Source organism: Clostridium sp. LS3 (assembly GCF_055330225.1).
The window spans coordinates 1459023-1481207 of the sequence record NZ_CM143921.1 but is presented as its reverse complement, the minus strand read 5'-3'; the positions used below and the strand labels follow the sequence as shown (position 1 = coordinate 1481207).

At 28.3% G+C, this 22185-nt stretch carries 22 protein-coding genes; all 22 read right to left on the bottom strand.

Annotated features, from left to right (window positions below; genetic code table 11):
• Positions 1 to 2 precede the first annotated feature (2 nt).
• Entirely contained in the window at positions 3 to 1319 is a 1317-nt protein-coding gene (gene der / locus ACZJV1_RS06835; RefSeq protein WP_411170480.1) for a ribosome biogenesis GTPase Der, read from the bottom strand.
• The gene (locus tag ACZJV1_RS06830; protein WP_463651827.1) at positions 1319 to 2653 is read right to left on the bottom strand and encodes a DUF512 domain-containing protein; all 1335 of its coding nucleotides are present in this window, start codon (positions 2651 to 2653) and stop codon (positions 1319 to 1321) included. The genes der and ACZJV1_RS06830 overlap by 1 nt, the downstream gene beginning before the upstream one ends.
• A 437-nt stretch (positions 2654 to 3090) precedes the next feature.
• Positions 3091 to 3747: a phosphate signaling complex protein PhoU gene (gene phoU, locus ACZJV1_RS06825; protein ID WP_411170478.1), complete on the bottom strand. Its 657-nt coding sequence runs from the start codon at positions 3745 to 3747 to the stop codon at positions 3091 to 3093.
• Positions 3748 to 3771: 24 nt separating this feature from the next.
• The gene (gene pstB / locus ACZJV1_RS06820; RefSeq protein ID WP_460288191.1) at positions 3772 to 4521 is read right to left on the bottom strand and encodes a phosphate ABC transporter ATP-binding protein PstB; all 750 of its coding nucleotides are present in this window, start codon (positions 4519 to 4521) and stop codon (positions 3772 to 3774) included.
• Positions 4522 to 4565: 44 nt separating this feature from the next.
• Positions 4566 to 5390, bottom strand: a complete 825-nt coding sequence (gene pstA, locus ACZJV1_RS06815) for a phosphate ABC transporter permease PstA (protein ID WP_463651826.1) — start codon at positions 5388 to 5390, stop codon at positions 4566 to 4568.
• 2 nt (positions 5391 to 5392) lie between these two features.
• Positions 5393 to 6277, bottom strand: coding sequence for a phosphate ABC transporter permease subunit PstC (gene pstC / locus ACZJV1_RS06810; protein ID WP_463651825.1), 885 nt, complete (start codon positions 6275 to 6277; stop codon positions 5393 to 5395).
• Positions 6278 to 6338: 61 nt separating this feature from the next.
• Positions 6339 to 7187 carry a phosphate ABC transporter substrate-binding protein gene (locus ACZJV1_RS06805; RefSeq protein WP_463651824.1) on the bottom strand — a complete coding sequence of 283 codons (849 nt, stop codon included), beginning with the start codon at positions 7185 to 7187 and terminating at the stop codon, positions 6339 to 6341.
• Between the two features lie 209 nt (positions 7188 to 7396).
• Positions 7397 to 9103 carry a HAMP domain-containing sensor histidine kinase gene (locus ACZJV1_RS06800; protein ID WP_411170473.1) on the bottom strand — a complete coding sequence of 569 codons (1707 nt, stop codon included), beginning with the start codon at positions 9101 to 9103 and terminating at the stop codon, positions 7397 to 7399.
• 3 nt (positions 9104 to 9106) lie between these two features.
• Positions 9107 to 9805: a winged helix-turn-helix domain-containing protein gene (locus tag ACZJV1_RS06795; protein ID WP_411170472.1), complete on the bottom strand. Its 699-nt coding sequence runs from the start codon at positions 9803 to 9805 to the stop codon at positions 9107 to 9109.
• 13 nt (positions 9806 to 9818) lie between these two features.
• Positions 9819 to 10556, bottom strand: coding sequence for a peptidoglycan editing factor PgeF (gene pgeF, locus ACZJV1_RS06790; protein WP_463651823.1), 738 nt, complete (start codon positions 10554 to 10556; stop codon positions 9819 to 9821).
• 145 nt (positions 10557 to 10701) lie between these two features.
• Positions 10702 to 11157 (bottom strand): transcriptional regulator NrdR, encoded by a 456-nt coding sequence (nrdR, locus tag ACZJV1_RS06785; RefSeq protein ID WP_411170470.1) that lies wholly within the window; start codon positions 11155 to 11157, stop codon positions 10702 to 10704.
• 69 nt (positions 11158 to 11226) lie between these two features.
• On the bottom strand, positions 11227 to 11553 hold the full coding sequence (locus ACZJV1_RS06780; protein WP_460287848.1) for a YlmC/YmxH family sporulation protein: 327 nt from the start codon (positions 11551 to 11553) through the stop codon (positions 11227 to 11229).
• 67 nt (positions 11554 to 11620) lie between these two features.
• Complete coding sequence (gene sigG, locus ACZJV1_RS06775) at positions 11621 to 12394, bottom strand: RNA polymerase sporulation sigma factor SigG (RefSeq protein ID WP_411170468.1); 774 nt, start codon at positions 12392 to 12394, stop codon at positions 11621 to 11623.
• 81 nt (positions 12395 to 12475) lie between these two features.
• Complete coding sequence (sigE, locus tag ACZJV1_RS06770; RefSeq protein WP_411170467.1) at positions 12476 to 13183, bottom strand: RNA polymerase sporulation sigma factor SigE; 708 nt, start codon at positions 13181 to 13183, stop codon at positions 12476 to 12478.
• Between the two features lie 8 nt (positions 13184 to 13191).
• Positions 13192 to 13989 carry a sigma-E processing peptidase SpoIIGA gene (gene spoIIGA / locus ACZJV1_RS06765; RefSeq protein ID WP_460287850.1) on the bottom strand — a complete coding sequence of 266 codons (798 nt, stop codon included), beginning with the start codon at positions 13987 to 13989 and terminating at the stop codon, positions 13192 to 13194.
• Between the two features lie 224 nt (positions 13990 to 14213).
• Complete coding sequence (ftsZ, locus tag ACZJV1_RS06760; RefSeq protein WP_411170465.1) at positions 14214 to 15335, bottom strand: cell division protein FtsZ; 1122 nt, start codon at positions 15333 to 15335, stop codon at positions 14214 to 14216.
• Positions 15336 to 15869: 534 nt separating this feature from the next.
• Positions 15870 to 16925 carry a type IV pilus twitching motility protein PilT gene (locus ACZJV1_RS06755; protein WP_463651822.1) on the bottom strand — a complete coding sequence of 352 codons (1056 nt, stop codon included), beginning with the start codon at positions 16923 to 16925 and terminating at the stop codon, positions 15870 to 15872.
• 116 nt (positions 16926 to 17041) lie between these two features.
• Positions 17042 to 17737, bottom strand: coding sequence for an RNA polymerase sporulation sigma factor SigK (gene sigK / locus ACZJV1_RS06750; protein ID WP_411170463.1), 696 nt, complete (start codon positions 17735 to 17737; stop codon positions 17042 to 17044).
• 234 nt (positions 17738 to 17971) lie between these two features.
• Entirely contained in the window at positions 17972 to 19543 is a 1572-nt protein-coding gene (locus tag ACZJV1_RS06745) for a penicillin-binding transpeptidase domain-containing protein (RefSeq protein ID WP_463652143.1), read from the bottom strand.
• A gap of 107 nt (positions 19544 to 19650) precedes the next feature.
• Positions 19651 to 20268 carry a uridine kinase gene (udk, locus tag ACZJV1_RS06740; protein WP_411170462.1) on the bottom strand — a complete coding sequence of 206 codons (618 nt, stop codon included), beginning with the start codon at positions 20266 to 20268 and terminating at the stop codon, positions 19651 to 19653.
• 21 nt (positions 20269 to 20289) lie between these two features.
• Positions 20290 to 21525, bottom strand: coding sequence for a peptidase U32 family protein (locus ACZJV1_RS06735; protein WP_460287853.1), 1236 nt, complete (start codon positions 21523 to 21525; stop codon positions 20290 to 20292).
• Positions 21526 to 21529: 4 nt separating this feature from the next.
• A complete protein-coding gene (locus ACZJV1_RS06730; protein WP_460287855.1) occupies positions 21530 to 22174 on the bottom strand; it encodes an O-methyltransferase in 645 nt (214 codons plus the stop codon).
• Between the last annotated feature and the right edge of the window lie 11 nt (positions 22175 to 22185).

The following is a 22185-nucleotide window of genomic DNA, read 5'->3' as shown; positions in this document are numbered from 1 at the left end:
AATTATTCCTTCCTCTCCCTATATTCTACTTGAATACCTGTTCCACTAAAATCAAAACTTTCTCTTAATTGATTTTCTAAATATCTTTCGTAAGAAAAATGTGTTGCACTTGAATCATTAACAAAGAAAATAAACTTTGGAGGCTTTGAAGCAACTTGAGTTGCATAGTATATCTTCATTCTCTTTAGACCTACTATTGGAGGTTCTTTCATAAGAACTGCTTTGTTTATAACTTCATTTAATATCCCAGTAGGAATTCTCTTTGAATAGTTATCATAACATTCCTTTGCAATTTCTAATACTTTATGTGTTCTTTGTCCTGTCTTAGCAGATATAAATAAATATTTTGCATATTTTAAGAACTTAAGGCTCATTTGTAAATCTTCTTTATATCTTTGCATTGTTTTATCATCTTTTTCAATTAAATCCCATTTGTTAACTATAACCATTATAGCCTTATTCATTTCATGAGCATATCCTATTATTTTTTCATCTTGCTCAGTTACGCCTTCTGTTGCATCAATCATCAAAATACATACATCTGCTCTTTCTATTGCAGCATATGTTCTAATTACTGAATATCTTTCTATTTCCTCTTTTACTTTGCTTTTTCTTCTAAGTCCTGCTGTATCAACTAGAATAAATTTTCCATGCTCTGTTTCTAAATTGCTATCTATAGAATCTCTTGTTGTTCCAGGTATATCTGAAACTATTAATCTATCTTCTCCAAGTAATTTATTTATTAAAGAAGATTTTCCTACATTTGGCTTACCTATCATGGCTATTCTTATAAATTCATCATCTTCATCATCTTCATTATATTTATCAAAGTTTTCAACTACTCTATCTAGCATATCTCCAAGGCCTAATCCTTGTGATGCTGATATTGTTACTGGATCTCCTATACCTAAGTTATAGAACTCCCAAGCATTATCTTCCTCTTTTAAAGAATCTACTTTATTAACAACTAAAACAACTTCTTTTTTGCTTTTTCTAAGCATACTTGCTACTTCATGGTCAGCGGGTGTTAATCCTTCTTTACCATCAACAACAAACACTATAACATCTGCTGTTTCAATAGCTATATTAGCTTGCCTTCTCATTTGTTTAACAATTATATCTTCTCTTTCTGGTTCTATACCACCAGTATCTATCATTGTAAAATTATAGTTAAGCCATTCAGCTTGAGCATATACTCTATCTCTAGTTACACCTGGAGTGTCTTGAACTATAGATATCCTTTGCCCTGCTAACCTATTAAATAAAGTAGATTTACCTACATTTGGTCTTCCAACTATAGCAACTATCGGTTTACCCATTATTTTTCCTCCTCACAATTTGCATTTATTATGTCAATAAGGTCATCTCCTGTATAATCACAAACTATCACCTTAACGCCTAACGCTTTTTCTAAATCTTCAATTCTTAAATCATCCAGCATAATCATATCTGCCGGCCCAAGCTCATAACCTTTTCTAAACATATTATTTGGCATAATTAAATAATCTGTTTTTATCTTTCCTTTCAATTGATCTATTATATCAGTTCCAGTTAAAAGTCCTGCTACTGTTATAGTATTTCCAAAGAAATTATTAGTAACCTTATATACATCTATTTCAATATTAGCATTATTCTTCATTATAAGATCTGCGGATCTTTTTATCTCATCGTAAGCTAATTCACCAGTTACCATTGAAAAACTTCCCTTGGAAGTTGTATCTAGAAACTCTACCGATCTTTGAACAACCTCTCTAAAGTATCTAATCATACCTACTCCATCTTCTAACTGATCATATTCTGAGTAAAATTCTTCATTGGGAACATCTAAGCCAGCTACTACATAAAACTCATCTGATAATCTAACAAATGGAGCTCCTGTTTCTTCTATAAATTTCTTTTGTAGATCTTGAATCATCGTAATTTCATTCTTTGATGTTTCTTTTGTAAATGTATCTACATGAGGTAAGTTTTCTCTAAACTTAGTAATTCCTATAGGTACAACTGCAACATTTTTTACATATGGATGTAATTCGTATAAATCAGTTACAGTTTTTCTTAATTCTTCTCCATTATTTACATTAGGGATACATACTATTTGCGCATGCATTTCAATTTCTGCATCTCTTAGCTTTTTAAGCCTTTCCATTATAGCTCCAGCAAATCTATTTTTCAACATCATTACTCTTAGATCTGGATTAGTTGTATGTACTGAAATATTTATAGGACTTATCTTATATCTTATTATTCTATCTATGTCTTCATCTTTCATATTAGTTAAGGTAACAAAGTTACCTTGTAAAAATGATAATCTTGAATCATCATCTTTAAAATATAAAGTATTTCTCATACCTTTAGGAAGCTGATCTATAAAGCAAAACATACATTTATTTGAGCAACTTTTTGCTTTATCCATTATCCCACCTTCAAATTCAAGGCCTAAATTTTCTCCATATTCCTTTTCAATTTCGTATTCCCATACCTCACCATTAGGCTTTTCAATTTCTAGAAGAATTTCTTCGTCTACTGCTAAAAATTTATAATCTATAATATCATCTATAGGCGTACCATTAATTGATAATAATACATCATCAACTTCTATCCCAACCTCTTCTGCAATACTTCCAAGGTCTACTTTTTTAATTAAATTTTTCATATTTTTTCACCTCAATGTCTTAAACATATTATCTTTAATCATGTCATTCTATATAATAATTTTCTCCATTTATAAAAGAAAATATCTAAAATTCTCATGAATAAGCCATTTTATACTTAAAATAAAGGCTTATATTCCTATTGAGCAAACTTCACCCAAGTATAATAATCACTTGATGTTATATTACATTAATAATAATATCTAGTCAATAAAAAAGTCGCCAAGGCGAGCTTGTCGAGCCGTGGACTTTTTAGTGCATGTGCATTTCCGAAGCTTGCCTGAGGAAAATCTTGCATACTCACTAAATTCACGTTTTTACTCTTTAGGATATACCTTTAATAACTAAATATCTCACAATAGTTGTCTACAATAAATATAAAAACATAACTTCCTAAAGAGTAAAAAACATCCCCATTATAGAGGATGTTTCATTTTATCTATTCGTTTAAGTCAACATAATTACCTTTCTTAGAGAATATTATCCATTCACATATGTTTGTTACATGGTCTCCAATTCTTTCTAAGTACTTTGATGCGAATAGTATTTGTGTTCCTTGATTTATCATTGATTCATCTGTTCCCATTTTCTTTAATACAATTGCAAACATCCCTCGATAAATCTCATCTACTCTATCATCCATATCACAAATTTCATATGCAGCTTTTTCATCTCCATTTACATAAGCCTCAATTGCCAGCTTTATCATACTTGTAATTATATCAACTATTTGCCAAACTGGAGCTATTTCATTTGAAAAGTTAACACCTTTAACTCTTGGAACTATTTTGCAAATATCTACTGCATAATCTGCCATTCTTTCAAGATCAGTTACTATTTTAGATGTAGTATATATACTTCTTAAATCTCTTGCAACTGGTGATTCAGTAGCCATAAATTTAATACACTTTTCTTCTATTTCCCTTTGAAGGTTATCTACTTTATCATCGTTTTTTATAACCTCTTTAGCTAAATCTGAATTTTGATCTTTAAGTGCAATCATACTATCGTATATTTGTTTTTCTACTAAGCTAGCCATCTCAATAAGTTCTGAGTTTAGCAATTTTATCTTATTGCTCATTACTTCTCTCATCATTTCAAATCACCTCTTATATATTTTTTAACCGAATCTTCCAGTAATATAATCCTCTGTTCTCTTATCCTTAGGTTTATAGAATATATCTTCGGTATCTCCATATTCTATTATTTCACCATTTAAGAAAAATGCTGTTTTATCTGCAATTCTTCCTGCTTGTTGCATATTATGCGTTACTATTATAACTGTATACTTCTTTTTTAATTCTTCCATTAACTCTTCCATTTTATTAGTTGAAATAGGATCTAATGCAGATGTTGGTTCATCCATTAATATAACTTCAGGTGAAACTGCTATGGTTCTAGCTATACATAACCTTTGTTGTTGACCTCCTGATAAACCTAAAGCACTTTTTTTCAATCTATCTTTTACTTCATCCCAAAGTGCTGCACCTTTTAAGCTTTTCTCTACTATTTGATCTAGAGTTTTTTTATCTTTTATTCCATGAAGCCTAGGACCATATGCTATATTATCATAAATTGACATCGGAAATGGATTTGGTTTTTGAAAAACCATTCCTACTTTCGTTCTCAATGCAATTACATCTTTACTTTTATAAATATCGTCTCCATCAACTAATATTTCTCCATCTATTTTAACGTTATCTATTAAGTCATTCATTCTATTTAAAGTTCTTAAAAATGTTGATTTACCACAACCAGAAGGTCCAATAAATGCAGTAACTTTATTTTCCTCTAAATCTATATTTATATTTTTTAATGCTTGATTTTCACCATAATATAAGTTTAAATTTCTTACTTTTATTTTAGGCATTACTTCCTTTGACATCCTTACACCTCTTAGTTTTTTATTCTTAATTAGTAATTTGCCTTACTAAACTTCTTAGTTATTAATTTTGCTGAGATATTTAACACTAGTATTATAACAATTAAAACTATTCCAACAGCAGCCGCCTGTTCTATATCGCCTGCTTCCTGAGTAACTAAATAAGATTGAACAGTTAATGTTCTCGCACTAGACATTATACCTTTAGGCATTTTTGCAACAGTACCTGCTGTTAAAAGTATTGCTGCTGACTCTCCAACTACACGTCCTACTGAAAGTATAACTCCAACTAATATACCTGGTATAGCACTTGGAACTACAACTTTATAAAGGGTTTGGAACCTTGTAGCTCCAAGCCCTAGTGAAGCTTCCTTATATGAAGAAGGAACTGCTTTTAAGGCTTCTTCTGTTGTTCTAATTATAACTGGTAATATTATAATTGAAACTGTTAAAGATCCTGCTAATAAAGAATATCCAAATTTTAAAGTAACAACAAAAAATATTGATCCAAATAATCCATATACAATAGATGGTATTCCAGATAAGCTTTCTGTTGCAAATCTTATTAACTTTACTATTTTCCCTTGTTTTGCATACTCTGTTAAATGAATTGCTGCAAGTACTCCTATAGGGGTTGCTACTATTATAGATATAAAAACTGTATATAAAGTAGCTACTATCATAGGTAAAATTCCACCATTACCTGATGCTGAATAATTTTTTGTTAAAAAATCTATACTTATGTGCTTATATCCTTTAATAAATATAAAACCTAAAATGCATATTAATATTCCAACTGTAAGTCCAGCAGAAATCCATAATAGCCCCTTTAAAATATTTTCTTTTAATTTTCTCATCTTTAATTACCTTCCTTATTAGAAAGTTTACTTAATACTAAATTTAATAATAAGATAAACAAAAATAATATAACCCCTGTTGCAAATAACATTTCCTGATGAGTTCCAAATGCATAACCCATTTCTAATGCTATATTAGTAGTTAATGGCCTAACAGGATCTGTTAATAATTTAGGAATAATAGGTGAATTTCCTGCTACTAATATTATTGCCATAGTTTCGCCTATTGCTCTACCTATCCCTAATACTACCGCTGCTAAAATACCAGACTTTGCAGCTGGTACAACTACTTTAAATGTAGTTTCTATATGTGAAGCTCCAAGAGCTAAAGAGCCCTCCTTATAATGTTTAGGAACTGCTCTTATGGCAGTTTCTGAAACTGTCACTATTGTTGGTAGCATCATAACAGATAAAACTATTATAACTGCTAAAAGGCTTTGTCCCTTTGGAAGATTAAAAGTATTCATAATCCATGGTACTATCACCGCCAGCCCAAAGACACCATATAAAACAGAAGGAATACCAGCTAATAATTCTACTGATGCTGATATTATTTTACCAACTCTTTTTGGGGCAATCTCTGCTATAAATATAGCAGTTAAAATACCAACTGGTACCCCTATTATAAGAGAACCCAGTGTTCCAAATACAGAAGCTAATACCATTGGTAAAATACCAAACTTTTCTGATGTAGGTATCCATTTTGTCCCAAATAAAAATTCTTTAAATGAATATCCTTTACTAATAAAAGGTGTTAATCCCTTATAAAATACAAAACTTATAATTAATAACAAACTTATTACTGCAATAAGAGCACTTACTAAAAATACTCCTTTTGATATATTTTCTACTATATACTTACTATTATTCTTTTTAACATTCAACATGCTTAACCCTCTCCTATGAAAGTAAGAATGCCCTTAAAAGAGCATTCTAAATAACCTAAAGTTATTTAACTGGAATTAACTTATTTTCTTTAACTATTGTTTGCCCTGGATCGCTTAATATAAAGTCTATTAGCTTTTGACCATCTTCCGTTAAGTCTCCCTCTTTAGATAATACTAAGAATGGTCTTGAAATCTTATATTGACCTGATTTCACTAAATCAGCATTAGGCTCAATTCCTTCAACATTAACTATATTTACTTTATCATCTAAGTATTCAAAGGATACAAATCCTATTGCATTTTCATTTCCAGCTACCATTTCTTTTAATCCACCATTACCATTAGAAATCATCGCATCAGATCTTAGTTCTTCTGATTTATATTTAACTATTTCTTGGAATGCATCCCTTGTTCCTGATCCTTCTTCTCTTGAAGCAACAACTATTGGTGCATCTTTTCCGCCCTCAATTTCCTTCCAATTAGTTATTTTACCAGTATATATACCCTTTATTTGATCTAATGTAATATTCTTAATAGGATTGTTTTTATTAGTTATAATTGCTATACCATCATATGCTATAACTGTTCCCTTAACTTCTTTTGCCTCTTCAGCTTTCAATTCTCTTGAAGACATTCCAAGTTCTGATACTCCATTTATAGTGTCTTTAATTCCTGCTGATGATCCTACTTGATTTATCTCTATTGAAACATTCTTATTATCGCTTTCATACTTTTGAGCAAGCTTCTCCATTAATGGTCCAACTGATGTTGATCCTGAAATTGATATTGTTGTTGACTCTTTCTTGCTTTTTTTGTCGCCTTCTTTATCGCTTGAACAACCTACAAAAGCCCCTCCTACCATTGAAACTAATAAGGCAGTGCATATAAGTTTTAAGCTCTTTCTTTTCATAAAATTCTCCTCCAAATTAATAATTTAAATTTAAAAATTTAAATCTATTCATTTTTATTATTAATTTTCTTTACATACTAATATTAATCCCTAAAAGTTAAATAAATATTAGTTAAAAGTTAAGAAAAGTTATATAAATGTTAAAAATTTTTAACATTAACAGCTTTTTATATGCAAAAAAGGAAAAGATTAATAAAATCCTTTCCTTTTTAATAGATAGAGTCATTAAATTTTATACTTTTTCTTAATTTTATAGTGAATTTAGTACCTATATTTAATTTAGACTTAACAAAAATTTCTCCATTAAACATCTTTACTATATGTTTTACTATTGCCAACCCTAAACCTGTTCCACCCTTAGCTCTTGATTTATCAACTCTATAAAACCTTTCAAATATTCTTGGTAAATCTTCTTTTGGAATGCCAACTCCATTATCTTCTACTTCTATATAAACATATTCTTTAATATCATAAGTTATTATCTTTATATTAGATCTATTGCTTGAATACTTAATTGCATTTTCTACTAAATTTAATATCATTTGAAAGAACTTATCACTATCTCCAATTAATTCATTAGTTCCTTCATTTATAAATTCAATAGTTATTTCTTTTTTGCCCATTTGAGGAGTCACCATATTTATTACATCTTCTATAACTTTATTTGGATTAAATTTATCTTTTTTCATTTTATGATTATTTTCAATATTAGAAAGAATTAAAATATCATTTATTAAATTTGTAAGCCTTTCTGCTTCTTTATCAATTATATCTAAAAATTTATTTCTAGTATTTATATCCTCAACAAACTTAAGTGTTTCTGCAAAACCTTTTATAGATGTTAATGGTGTTTTTAACTCGTGGGAAACATTTGCAACAAATTGGCTTCTAATATTTTCAAGCCTTTTTATATCTGTTATATCTTGTACAGTTACAACAACTCCTATAGGTATCTTTTTATCATTTATTATAGGAGATTTTTTTATTCTAAGTTCTTTTGGTATAGGATGAATAAGTTTTATTTCTTTCGTTTCTATTGCTGGTATATTTCTCATGAAACTTATTATATCATAATCTATTATATACTCTGATATATTTTCACCTATAATATCCTTTGTTATTCCAAACAAATTTTTAGCATATGGATTTATCAACATTACTTTTTGCTTATTGTCTATAGCAATTACTCCACTTTCCATACTTTCTAAAATGGCCTCTAATTTATTCCTCTTGTCTAAAGAATCATTTATTTTAGATTGTAACTGATCTGCCATATTATTGAATGTACTTGCTAATGAACCTATTTCATCATTTGTATATATATTCACCCTTCTACTATAATCTCCATTAGCTATTTTGTTTGTTGCAATTTCTAGTTCTTTAACAGGATAAATAATAGCTCTTATTAGCTTTAATGATAGCCCTAAGGATAAAAGAACTACAAATATTATTACAATAATATAGTATTTAATATAATCTTCTGAAAAGACCCTTATTGTATATAAAGGTAATGAAGCTCTTATTATCATGTTATCATTTATCTTTGTTGCATAGTAAACTACATTAGTCCCTTGAGTACTACTATATCTAGTTGAAGACGCCTCGTCATTTTTAAATGCTGCAATTACTTCTTCTCTATTTAAATGATTTTCTAAATTTTCATTATCTGTATCACTTAACACATTTCCATCTTTATCTATAAGTGTAAATCTAACTTTAGTATTATTTATTTTAAAATCTTGTAAGTCCTCATTATTAAATCTATTTAATTTTATTACTAAATTGTTATAAATAGATAAAACTTCCTTAGTTTTATCTATTTCTTTAAGGTTTACTAAGGCAATAAAAGAACATGTAACTATTAGTAATGCAAATATTACAGTTATTAATGATGATAATAATATTCTTTTTTTCATAGCTTAATTATTAGGATTAAACCTATATCCTACTCCTCTTATAGTCTCTATAAATCTTGGATTTTTATCATCTACTTCAATTTTCTTTCTTAAATATCTTATATGTACATCTACAGTTCTAGTTTCACCTACATATTCATATCCCCATATTTTATCTAAAAGAGTTTCCCTAGTTAATATTTTACCTCTATTTTTAACCAATATTTCTAATAATTCAAATTCTTTTAATGTTAAATCTATTTTTTTATCTTGTATAATTACTTCTCTTCTATCAAAGTTTATAAATATACCATTAGCCTTAAAGATTTCTTCACTTCTATCTAAGGATTTTGTTCTTCTTAAAACTGCTTTTATTCTTGCTAATAATTCTCTTATAGAAAAAGGTTTTGTCATATAATCATCTGCGCCAAGCTCTAATCCTAATATCTTATCTAATTCTTCCCCCTTTGCTGTAAGCATTATTACAGAAATATCTTTAGTTTCACTATCATTTCTAATAGCTTTACAAACATCAAATCCATCTAATCCAGGAATCATTAAATCTAATAACATAAGTTTTGGATTTTCTTCTTTGGCAAGTCTTACAGCATCTAACCCATTATTAGCTGTTATAACCTTATAACCTGAGCTTGTTAAATTATAACTTATTAATTCAACTATATGATCTTCATCATCTACTACCAATATCTTTTCTTCTGACATAAATAACTCCTCCTTACTCTATAAATGCAAATGAAAATAATCGACCATAAGTACCTTCTGATTTTCTATAGGAATAAAGCTCTATATCATTTTCACAATAAGTACATAAATCAAGTAAATATATGTTATCATCCATAACACCTAAATCTTTTAGGTCCTTTAAAATGCATTCTTTTAAGCTTAAATTTCTTCCATTAAATAGTTTTTCCTCATTTATACCTGTTTTATCTAAAAAATTTTGTTTCAATTCATTAGAAACTTCATAGCAGCATTGTTTTATATGTGGACCTATAAAAATCTTAGTTTCTTTTATATCTATTTTAAACTCTTCCTTCATCTTTATTAATATTTTTAGTACTATTGAATTAAATGTTCCTTTCCATCCACTGTGAATAGTAGCAATAGCCTTAGATTTTTCATTAACTATAATTATAGGAACACAATCGGCTGTAAATACCCCTATTGCAATATCTTTCTCAGAAGTTATTATCCCATCTCCTTCTTCTTCTTTTATGTTCTTATAATCTTTGTTATAAATATAAACCTTGTCACTGTGGACTTGATTTAAATAAATAACATCTTTTAACTTGAAATCTTCCTTTATACTATTTAAATTTTCTACTCCATACTCTGTATGCCTATTAAAACTTCTATCTTCTTCTGCTGTAGAAAATACTACATTTGTACTACCAACTTTGTAAATTAAAAAATCTCTTTTTTTATCAAAATTATTTGGTGTTAAGATTATCATAACGCCACCTCTTTTAATTTATTTTAATATATTTTACCATTTATTGATCATATTTTCTATTTTTTTAATTATTTAAGTATATTTTAACCTATTTTTAACCAAAAAAGTTAACTTAAAATAGATCTTTCTATTTTAAGTTAACTAATTATTCCTTAGAAACTAGATTTTTAATTTCTTCCAAAAATGTATTTATGTCTTTAAATTGTCTATAAACTGAAGCAAATCTAACATAAGATATTTCATCTAAATTCTTAAGTCTTTCCATAACCATTTCTCCAATAATCTTAGACTCTACTTCTGTTATCATCTTATTAGAAATAGATTTTTCTATATCTTCTGCCAGCTCTTCTATTTGTTTTCTTGATATAGGTCTCTTTTGACAAGCTATTATAAGTCCATTAATTATCTTTTCCTTATTAAAATTTTCTCTTGTCAAATCTCTCTTAACAACTAATATAGGAATGTCTTCAACTTTTTCATAAGTAGTATATCTTTTATTACAACTTAAACATTCTCTTCTTCTTCTAATAGTAGTGTTATCGTCTGTAGATCTAGAATCTACAACTTTACTCTCTTCAAATAAGCAAAAGGGACATCTCATTTCTATCCACGCCTTTCCTAAGTATTATCTTAAGTATATATAAATTATACAAGCTTTTTTAATCTATTGCTAGATATTATTTGATAAATTAAAATCATCTATATCAGAACCATTAACTAATATAACCTCTATACCTGCTTTTGTTACTTTACTCCATGGTATTTCCAAGTCCTCTTCCTTACTAAACCAACTCTTGTTAGTTCCTGGTAATATAATTGATATTACTTTGCTTTCTTCAACATCAATAACAAAATCTTTTATAAAACCCATTTTAGATCCTGTTTTTATATCTATTACCTCCATTGTTCTAAGAGCATTTAAAGAATGTAATAAAAGTTCTTCCTCAGTCTCTGAATACATATCAGCTTCTACTTTTGTGTTATCAAATAACCCCATAAACTTATCCCCCTTTAAATAATGGCATGTACATATTTTATTAGTTTAAAAGAGCTCTTTAAGAGCTCTATACATATTTTCTCATATGCTTTAATGCAGTTTTTTCTAATCTAGATACTTGAGCTTGAGATATGCCTATCTCATCCGCTACCTCCATTTGAGTTCTTCCATTAAAAAATCTTAATGTTAGTATTAATTTTTCTCTATCATTTAATTTTTTCATAGCCTCTTTAATAGATATATTTTCAAGCCAGTTTTCATCAGTATTTTTAGAATCACTTATTTGGTCCATTACATATATAGCATCTCCACCATCATGATATATAGGTTCAAATAGAGACACTGGATCTTGAATAGCATCTAATGCAAATACTACCTCTTCTCTTGGTAAATTAAGTTCTTTAGCTATTTGTGAGATATTAGGTTCCTTATTATTATCTTTTATAAGTTTATCTCTAACTAATAATGCCTTGTAAGCAATATCCCTTAATGATCTACTTACTCTTATTGAATTATTATCTCTTAAATACCTTCTTATTTCACCTATTATCATGGGTACTGCATAAGTTGAAAACTTAACATTTTGACCTAAATCAAAGTTATCTATGGCTTTCATTAATCCTATACATCCAACTTGAAATAAGTCATCAACATTTTCCCCTCTATTATTGAATCTCTGTATCACACTTAAAACTAACCTTAAGTTTCCCTTAATAAAAGTTTCTCTAGCATCTTTATTTCCATCTCTCATACTTAAAAGTAGTTCTCTTTTTTCTTTCTCTTTTAATATAGGTAGTTTGGAGGTATTTACACCACATATCTCTACTTTATTAATAATCAAGCTCATCAACCCCTTCGGAAGTAATAACATACTGCATTAAAAAGTATCCCCGAGAGTTATAGCTTTTATACTAAAGACAACCTAAATCATTTTATTGATTTCTTTTTTTAATCTATTTATTATTTTCTTTTCTAATCTAGAAATATAAGATTGAGATATTCCAAGCATGTCAGCTACTTCTTTTTGTGTCTTTTCTCTAGTACCATTTAAACCAAATCTTAGTTTTACAATTTCTTTTTCTCTATCATTTAAATGTTTTAATGCTAAAAATAATAATTCTCTATCAACTTCATCCTCTATTAAGTTATAAACTGTATCATTTTCTGTTCCTAAAATATCAGATAGTAAAAGTTCATTACCATCCCAATCTATATTTAAAGGCTCATAAAATGATATTTCTGCTTTTACCTTACTATTTCTCCTTAAATACATCAAAATTTCATTTTCAATACATCTTGAAGCATATGTAGCTAACTTTATTTTTTTCTCAGGATTAAATGTATTAACAGCTTTAATTAATCCTATCGTTCCTACAGATATTAAGTCTTCTACGCATACTCCTGTATTTTCAAATTTTCTAGCTATATAAACAACTAGCCTTAAATTTCTCTCTATTAATATATCTCTTATAGATTCATCTCCATGTATAAGCTTTTCTACAAGTTCTTCTTCTTCTTCTTTTTTTAATGGTGGCGGAAGTGCATCATTCCCACCTACATAATGAACTTCTCTTCTAAAAATTTTAATCTTTTGTAAAATCCTATTTATTAATACTCTTAAACTTATCATAATATCACCTATATTACCCCTCTTGATAGTAATGCATTAAATTCATTTTCTTTACTTAATTTATTTTTACAACTACAAATTATAACTTCTACTGTTTTCCATTCTTTATCTTCTCCTCGAATTCTAACTCTTTCACTTTTGAATCCCTTTAAATTTCCTTCTTCTCCTATAGTGCTATATGGAATATAAAATTCTTCATCACTTGGTAAATTAAATCCATTCAAAAAATTATTTTCTATTATTATACAAGGCAAATTTGTTACAGGTTCCCTTAGGGCATTTCCAGTATCTAATAAACCTTTTAAAAATAAAGTATTCTTCTCATGTGAAATCTCTATTTCGTATATAAAGTTTTTTATTAAGGCTCTTTCTCTTAAGTAATCTACTACTCTAACTATAACTATGTATAGTATCATTATTGAGATTATTAAATATTTTATAGAATAATTTCTAATTTCAAAAACTCTAAAAACACTATATTGATTGTCCATCATTGAAAAGGCAAAGCAAATCCCGCATAATGTAAAAGATACTATCAAAAAAGTTGCTGAAGCCTTTATTATATTTATTGTTTTAAGACTTTTATTAGTTATTACTATCATTAATAAAACAACAGCAATTTTAAATGGTAAAGATGTTAAAATACTATTTTCTAAAAATAAAGCTATTGTATAAAAAGCTCCTACTATAGCCCCAATATAAATAGTTTTGCTATATTTATATCTAAGTACTTTCATAGTAATTAATAATAAAAATAAGTTTACAATAAAGTTTTCTATTATAAGTATATCTATGTAAACTACCATACGCATCTCCCCCTCTGTAATTAAATTATAAACTGTTAGCTTTTAAAATTTTGTCATAAAAACTCTTTATAAAATATATTTTCATCCCTTATTTACTACATATATTTACACTTATTTGATTATTTTAATAAAAAATAACAAGGAAATACTATAATTATTAATATGTGATAGAAATAAAAAAAGACTAAGAAAGCATCACTTTCTTAGTCTTTTTTATAATTTACTTATTTTCTTGATCTTAAGAAACTAGGAATATTTACACTATCAGTTTCAATATCTAAAAGAGGATCTACTCTTTTTGTTGGTTCTGATATCTCTACTTCACTTTTCAATGGTTGTTCTTTAACAATTCTCTTTTCAAATATAGGCTCGTGATTTAATATTTTATTATTATCTTCTTCGAAACCTGTAGCTATAACAGTTATTCTTATTTCATCTGTTAAAGTTTCATCTATAACTGCACCAAATATTATGTTTGCATCTGGGTCTGCTGATTCTCTTACTATATCTGCTGCTTCATAAACTTCTATAGCACCTAAATCAACTCCACCTGTAAAGTTTATAATAACTCCTGTTGCTCCATCTATAGATGTTTCAAGTAATGGAGATGAAATAGCTTGTCTTACAGCATCTTGCGCTTTATTATCCCCTGTTCCATGTCCAACACCCATATGTGCAAGGCCTTTATTTAACATAACAGTTTCTATGTCAGCAAAGTCCGCATTAACTACCCCTGGGATTGTAATAAGGTCTGAAATAGCTTGTACCCCTTGTCTTAATACATCATCAGCTAACCTAAATGAATCTAAAAGAGTTGTCTTTTTGTCAGCCATGCTTAATAATCTTTCATTTGGAATTATAACTAAAGTATCAACTGCCTTCATAAGGTTCTCTATCCCCATTTCAGCATGTCTCATTCTTCTTTTTCCCTCAAATGGGAATGGCTTTGTAACTACTCCTACAGTTAATATGTTCATAGATTTAGCTATTTCTGCAACTACAGGAGCTGCACCAGTTCCTGTTCCACCTCCCATACCAGCTGTTATAAATACCATATTTGCGCCTTTTATAGCTTCTGCTATTTCTTCTCTACTTTCCTCTGCAGCCTTTTTTCCTATTTCAGGATTAGCTCCAGCTCCAAGACCCTTTGTTAACTTTTCTCCAATTTGAATTTTAACATTAGCATGAGATAGCATTAAAGCTTGTTTATCTGTATTAACGGCAATAAACTCAACGTTTTTTAGCCCTTCAGCGATCATTCTATTAACGGCATTTCCACCGCCGCCTCCACAACCAATTACCTTGATATTGGTTAATTCTTGCATATCTACTTCGAAATCTAACAAAATAATTCCTCCTTTAGAAAATATCTACTAGTAATTTTTCTACTTTGTTTCTTCTCTTCTTAATAATCTCAATTCAATCCTAATATATAGTAATATATATTAATTCTACATCATACTGTACCTTTTTAACAATACTTTAATAAACTAAATAAGAAAGATTTTGTTATTTAAAGACAATAAATGTATATTTTCGAACTTTTATTTACATTTTATTACTTAAATTCTTTGTGATTATTCTTACAATATGGAAATTAATATAAAATCTATTCATTTTTATAAAAATAACCATTATTTTTATAATTAAATTTAATAAAATTCAATTATTATTTTATCATTTATAATTAAATAACTCAACTATTTAGTTCATATTATAATAATTTTTAAATAGTATTATAAGCCTACATCATTATCTATTATTAAAATATATTAAAAATATTTATAAATCTTATATTCAACAAAGATTTTAAATTTCCTTTATTAAATTTTATTATTTTATAAATTTTAATAAAAAAAACAGAGATGTTCTCTGTTTTTTTATAAAACCATTATTCTTTTTATAGTTTCTCTATCAACTGAATATGTTAGTGCAGTTTCTTCATCTATAATTCCTTTTTTATATAATTCTGCTAATGCCATATCCATTGTTTTCATACCATATTTTCCACCAGTTTGAATAGCTGATTCTATTTGGTGTGTTTTACCTTCTCTAATTAAATTCTGAATTCCTGGTGTTGTAGTCATCACTTCTAAAGATGCAACTCTCCCCTTATTATCTTCAGTTGGTACTAGCTGTTGCGATATAACTCCCTGTAGTACTGCAGCCAGTTGAACTCTTATTTGTTGCTGTTGGTGTGGCGGAAAAACATCTATTATTCTATCTATAGTTTTAGCAGCTCCTATTGTATGTAGAGTGGAGAATACTAAATGACCAGTTTCTGCTGCTGTTATAGCAATAGAAATAGTTTCGAGGTCTCTCATCTCCCCTACAAGTATAACATCTGGATCCTCTCTTAAAATAGCCTTAAGTGCAGTTTTATAACTTTTACTATCTTTTCCTATTTCTCTTTGATTAATTATGCACTTATTATGCTTATGAAGATATTCTATTGGATCTTCTAATGTTATAATATGCGCTTCTCTTGTATTATTTATTTCATTTATCATAGCTGCTAATGTTGTACTTTTACCACTTCCAGTTGGTCCAGTAACTAATACTAATCCCCTCTGTTTGTTTATTATGTTCTTTATTACCTTTGGGTGTTTTAGCTCATCTAAAGTCGGTATTTTTAATGCAATTACTCTTACAGCAATAGCATCACTATTTCTTTGTTTAAATATATTTACTCTAAATCTACCTGTTCCCGAAATAGAGTAAGATGTATCCATTTCACCTATCTTTTCATATAATTCAAAATTATCTCCTAGTATTTCCTTAGCAAAATCTCCTAATGCATTGGGACTTAATTTCTCAGTCCCTAATTTAATCAAACTACCATTAACTCTTATTGTTGGGGGTAATCCAACTGTTAAGTGTAAATCCGACGCTTCTTTTTCTATTGTCTCATTTAATAAATCATTTAACACATACATTGCTTTATATCCTCCATGTTGATATAATATGTTTCTTTTACATATTCGATAAAAATTCCAACATTCCTTCTTTATATTTCATAATATTTCAACATAAGATATATTTATATATGTTTTTATTTGCTAGACATCTCTTTTCTCAATTTTCTAAGAGCTTTTTTTTCTATTCTAGAAACATATGATCTCGATATTCCAAGTAATGCTGCTATTTCCCTTTGCGTTCTACATCTTCCATCAATTAATCCGTATCTCATTTTTAAAATTTCCCCTTCTCTTTCACTTAGAGAAACACAAATTTTATTGTACAATTGTTTAATTTGAAGATTACTTTCAACTTTTTCTAATACTGAATCTTTGTCACTACTTAATACATCAATTAAACATATTTCATTACCTTCTTTGTCCACTCCAATTGGATCTTGTAAATAAATTTCATTTTTTTGCTTCTTATTATTTCTAAAAAGCATTAATATTTCATTTTCTATACATCTTGATGCATAAGTAGCTAATCTAGTTCCTTTTGATGAATCAAAAGAATCTATAGCCTTTATAAGTCCAACTGTTCCTATAGATATTAATTCATCTATATCTTTATTTGGAAAATTATACTTCTTTACTATATGGGCTACTAACCTAAGATTTCTTTCTATCAATATACTTTTTGCTTCCTTATCTCCATTTTTTAAAAGTTTTAAATAATGCTCCTCTTCTTCTTCTTCAAGCGGTTTTGGAAATGTATTATTTCCTGTAATATAACCAGTTAAAAATATAGAATTACATAACAGCTCTATAATATTAGATAAAAAAAACACAGAACTTCCTCCTCGTAGTGCTTATTATATAATATGATGAAATCCAAAAATATTGCTTGTGTTTTTTAAAATAAAATTGGAATATTTTCTTATATAGACTTATAAAATTATTTTATCTTTTAATAATTAGTTTAAAATAAAAAAAACTATTTAATATATATTGTTTATGAACTTATAGCATAATAAAAACTGCTATAAGTTCAAATTTTTATTTGAGCTTTATAGCAGCTTCATTTATTTAAGAAGTATTTTTATTATATCTCTAAAAATAGGTGCTCCAGTATTTCCCCCACCTAGTTCTCTTCCATCTGGGTGCTTTTCTCCAATATTGGGAGCAATAACAACTATAGTATATTTTTTTCCTTCCATTTGAAAATATCCTGCAAACCATCCATGGTTAGTACCACCAGTTCCCGTAGAAGTTCCTGTTTTTCCTCCTATGTTTACGCCTTCTACCTTAGCCTCAAATCCTGATCCTTCCCAAATTACCTTTGACATTGTTTCTTGAGATATTTTAGCTGCGGTTTCACTAAATATTCTAGTAGATTTTTCTTTAAATTCTTTTACAACATTATCATTATTATCTATAATAGATTCTACTATTGTAGGCTTTATATAAATCCCATTATTTACTACTGTATTGTATAATCCTGCCATTTGTACTGGTGTAACCATAATAGTTTGACCTATAGATATATTGTTCATGCTATTTTCTTCAGTAGGTTTAACTCCTGAAGCTTCATTTCTATTTTCTCCCTTCAAGTTAAATACCGGCTTAAATAACCCCATTTTCTCCATATATGTCACCATTTTATCATATCCAATTTTTGCTCCTACCTTTGCAAAAACATCATTACAAGATACTTTCAACGCATCCTCTACAGAGATATCTCCATGACCGTAGGCTTTGCCATTTTTACTGCATATTTCTCCTGTACATGAAAAAACATCATAAGGACTTATTAATCCTAAATCTAATGCAACAGTTTCTGTTATAACTTTAAATATAGAACCTGGCTCATATCCTAGTTGCTCTATTCCTAAATTCACGTTAGCTTGAGTTTCGTCCTTTTGAACCATAGCTCTTATTTTACCGCTTTCTGCTTCAGAAACTACAACGCCTACGTTCTTTAAAAAAGAATAATCCTCTTTTTTAAGTACCTCCCTAATCTTTTCTTCCCACTCTTCATTTATAGTTAGTTTTATATTATTATTTTCTCCCTCATTTAATAAGCCGTCTCCATAAATAGCTTTTTCATCTAAATAAAACTTTGCTTCTGGGTAATTATTGTATTTTATATAAGAATTTAAGTCATTCTCTAAAGAATCTTCTACTACATTTTCATCATTTATATTAGCTAAAAAATTATTCGTTTTCCAAGCTTCTTTAGTATCTACTTCATCATATATATATGTGTATATTCCTTTTATATTTTTTAATTTATTTACCTTATTAAAAGTTTCCTCACTCACTGTATAATATATTTTTTTTCCACTATTTTTCATTAAGTCTGAATAATTAAAGTCAGGATTCTCAGATTTCATTATAAAATTTAAAGCCATTAAATCTTCTAAGGTTTCTTCATAATTATTAAGCATAAAAGGCTTTGTATCTACTATAACAATGTACTTTTTTGTATAATCTATTAAGTCTTTTCCATTAGTATCAAATATTCTATACTTCATTTGAGATAAATTTTCAGATTGATAATTTTTCATTTCACCAGAAACATATGATGATGGATGTATTTGAAGGAAATATAATCTTAATATTAATAATAGAATAATTAAAAGATAGCCCCCCATTATAATTACAACTCTTTTAAAATTCACTTTATTTTTTACTTCTAACAAAAAAACACCTCCCTAGGCTTAATTCTAGCCTTTAGAGGTGTCTTTTATACATTTATTTACTATTTTAATATATCTTTTATCTTTGTAACAAGTATATCTATAGCAACTTTATTTTGTCCGCCTTCTGGAACTATAATATCTGCATATCTTTTAGTCGGCTCTGTAAATTGCATGTGCATAGGTCTTACTACACTCAAATATTGGTTAATAACTGATTCAACAGTTCTTTCTCTTTCATTAATATCTCTTACTAATCTTCTAAGAATTCTTATATCAGCATCTGTATCTACATATACCTTTATATCTAATAGTTCTCTAAGTCTTTCATCTTCAAGTACTAATATACCCTCAACTATTATTATATCCTTAGGTTCAACTCTTACTATTTCTTTTGCTCTATTATGCTCAGCAAAGTCATATATAGGCTTATCTATTCCAATTCCATTAATTAAATCAGACAAATGCTTAATTAATAAGTCATTATCAAAAGCTTTTGGATGGTCATAGTTAGTTTTTACTCTTTCATCCATAGTTAAATGACTTTGATCTTTATAATACATATCCTGTTGTATCATTGCAATACATTCATTGGAAAAACTTGAGTATATAGCATCTGCAATACTACTTTTGCCTGATCCAGTTCCTCCTGTTATCCCAATTAATATTGGCTTTTTCATTATAGTTCCCCCTTCTTTTGTCTAAAGCTCTAAAACTTTCTTTCCTTTAATTAACATGTCTTTTTCTTTTAATGGAGTTTCAACCTTAGCTTTGAACATCATATGAGCTCTATTAGCTACATTAGTTTTAACATCCTTTTCCACATCGAACATCTCATTTAAAGTTATATTAAAGTTAGGTGTATGAGCTCTTAAAACTTCAACTTCATCTCCTTCAAAGACTCTATTTTTTTGAAGAATAGTCGCCTCTTTAGTTTCTGAATCATAACTTTGAACAATACCTACTATATCATAATCTCTTACATAAGATGATACATCATAGTTTTGTTCACCTGTTTTACCAAAGAAGAAACCTGTATGATACTGTCTATGACTTATCTTTAATAATGTATCCATCCATTCTTGCTTAAACTCGTAAGTTTCTGGATTAGCCATATATGCATCTATAGCTTCTCTATAAGCCTTAACAACAGAAGCAACATAGAATTCACTCTTCATTCTACCTTCTATTTTAAAAGAATGTACTCCACTTTTCATAAGTTCAGGAATATGCTTTATCATACATAAATCTTTTGAATTCATTATATATGTACCATCATCATCTTCTACAACTGGATAATATTCACCCGGTCTTGTTTCTTCTACTAAGTAATATTTATATCTACACGCATTTGAACATATACCTTTATTAGCATCTCTTCCTAACATATAGTTTGAAATAAGACATCTTCCTGAATAAGCTATGCACATTGAACCATGTATAAATACTTCTAATTCACAATCTTCTGAAATATTCTCTTTTATAACATTTATTTCATTAAGTGTTAATTCTCTAGCTAAAACTATTCTTTTAACTCCTTGCTCATACCAAAACTTAGTTGCCATCCAGTTAACTGTATTAGCTTGAGTACTTAAATGTATTTCTAAATCTGGTGCTGCTGATTTAGCAGCCATTATTATTGAAGGATCTGCTACTATAATTGCATCTACGCCTAAATCATATAAACCTTTAATATATTCTTCTACACCCTTTAAATCATGGTTTCTTGGGAATACATTCATAGTAACATATAATTTTTTACCTCTATCATGGCAATATTTAACTCCTTCAGCCATTTCATCATTGGTGAAGTTATCTGAGAAAGCTCTTAAATTTAACCTTCCTCCACCTATATATACAGCATCTGCTCCAAAATCTATTGCTATTTTTAATTTTTCTAGACTTCCTGCTGGTGCTAAAATCTCTGGTTTAATCATAATTTTACCTCCTTTTAGTCACTGCAATTCCATCCCCCATTGGTATTACAGAAGTAATTAAATTTCTATCTTTTGATACTAATTCTAAGTATTCTCTCATTCTTTTAACTATTGTTATTTTTCTTCTTTTTACTAATTCATTTGATGCAACCATACCCCTAAATAAAACATTATCTGCTACTATAATTCCATCACTTTTTAACAGCCTTAAACAATGCGGTAAAAAATGATTGTAGTGTCCTTTGCCTGCATCCATAAATATTAAATCATAAGGTTCATTTAGATTTTCTAGAATCTCTAAACAATCCCCCTCTTTAATTTCTATTTTTTCACTAAGACCGTACTTATTAAAATTTTCTCTAGAATATCTTATCATAATTTCGTCACGTTCTATAGTAGTAATACTTGGTTTTGTTCCTGAAGCTTCATACATTAAAATCGCTGAATATCCAATTGCAGTTCCAAGTTCTAAAATTCTTAAAGGCTTCTTCATACTAACTATGAATTCTAAAAACTTTGCAGTTTCCTTTTGTGCTATAGGAACCTTATTTTCCTTCGCAAAATTTTCTAACTCTTTATACTTATCATCATTTTCTAGTATTAAGCTTCTTATATATTCTTCCATATAATCATGGGTTATTCCACTCATGTTACTCCTCC

What these genes read in the sequence shown, in the direction of transcription:
- ACZJV1_RS06780 (WP_460287848.1), bottom strand. Translation starts at nt 11,553, where the DNA reads ATGGGGTTATTTGATAACACAAAAGTAGAAGCTGATATGTATTCAGAG.
- ACZJV1_RS06730 (WP_460287855.1), bottom strand. Translation starts at nt 22,174, where the DNA reads ATGAGTGGAATAACCCATGATTATATGGAAGAATATATAAGAAGCTTA.
- sigE (WP_411170467.1), bottom strand. Translation starts at nt 13,183, where the DNA reads ATGATAAGTTTAAGAGTATTAATAAATAGGATTTTACAAAAGATTAAA.
- nrdR (WP_411170470.1), bottom strand. Translation starts at nt 11,157, where the DNA reads ATGAGATGTCCCTTTTGCTTATTTGAAGAGAGTAAAGTTGTAGATTCT.
- phoU (WP_411170478.1), bottom strand. Translation starts at nt 3,747, where the DNA reads ATGATGAGAGAAGTAATGAGCAATAAGATAAAATTGCTAAACTCAGAA.
- der (WP_411170480.1), bottom strand. Translation starts at nt 1,319, where the DNA reads ATGGGTAAACCGATAGTTGCTATAGTTGGAAGACCAAATGTAGGTAAA.
- pgeF (WP_463651823.1), bottom strand. Translation starts at nt 10,556, where the DNA reads ATGATAATCTTAACACCAAATAATTTTGATAAAAAAAGAGATTTTTTA.
- pstA (WP_463651826.1), bottom strand. Translation starts at nt 5,390, where the DNA reads ATGAGAAAATTAAAAGAAAATATTTTAAAGGGGCTATTATGGATTTCT.
- spoIIGA (WP_460287850.1), bottom strand. Translation starts at nt 13,989, where the DNA reads ATGGTAGTTTACATAGATATACTTATAATAGAAAACTTTATTGTAAAC.
- ACZJV1_RS06800 (WP_411170473.1), bottom strand. Translation starts at nt 9,103, where the DNA reads ATGAAAAAAAGAATATTATTATCATCATTAATAACTGTAATATTTGCA.
- pstC (WP_463651825.1), bottom strand. Translation starts at nt 6,277, where the DNA reads ATGTTGAATGTTAAAAAGAATAATAGTAAGTATATAGTAGAAAATATA.
- ACZJV1_RS06735 (WP_460287853.1), bottom strand. Translation starts at nt 21,525, where the DNA reads ATGATTAAACCAGAGATTTTAGCACCAGCAGGAAGTCTAGAAAAATTA.
- ACZJV1_RS06830 (WP_463651827.1), bottom strand. Translation starts at nt 2,653, where the DNA reads ATGAAAAATTTAATTAAAAAAGTAGACCTTGGAAGTATTGCAGAAGAG.
- udk (WP_411170462.1), bottom strand. Translation starts at nt 20,268, where the DNA reads ATGAAAAAGCCAATATTAATTGGGATAACAGGAGGAACTGGATCAGGC.
- ACZJV1_RS06795 (WP_411170472.1), bottom strand. Translation starts at nt 9,805, where the DNA reads ATGTCAGAAGAAAAGATATTGGTAGTAGATGATGAAGATCATATAGTT.
- pstB (WP_460288191.1), bottom strand. Translation starts at nt 4,521, where the DNA reads ATGCCTAAAATAAAAGTAAGAAATTTAAACTTATATTATGGTGAAAAT.
- ACZJV1_RS06755 (WP_463651822.1), bottom strand. Translation starts at nt 16,925, where the DNA reads ATGTATGTGTTAAATGATTTATTAAATGAGACAATAGAAAAAGAAGCG.
- ACZJV1_RS06745 (WP_463652143.1), bottom strand. Translation starts at nt 19,543, where the DNA reads ATGGGGGGCTATCTTTTAATTATTCTATTATTAATATTAAGATTATAT.
- ACZJV1_RS06805 (WP_463651824.1), bottom strand. Translation starts at nt 7,187, where the DNA reads ATGAAAAGAAAGAGCTTAAAACTTATATGCACTGCCTTATTAGTTTCA.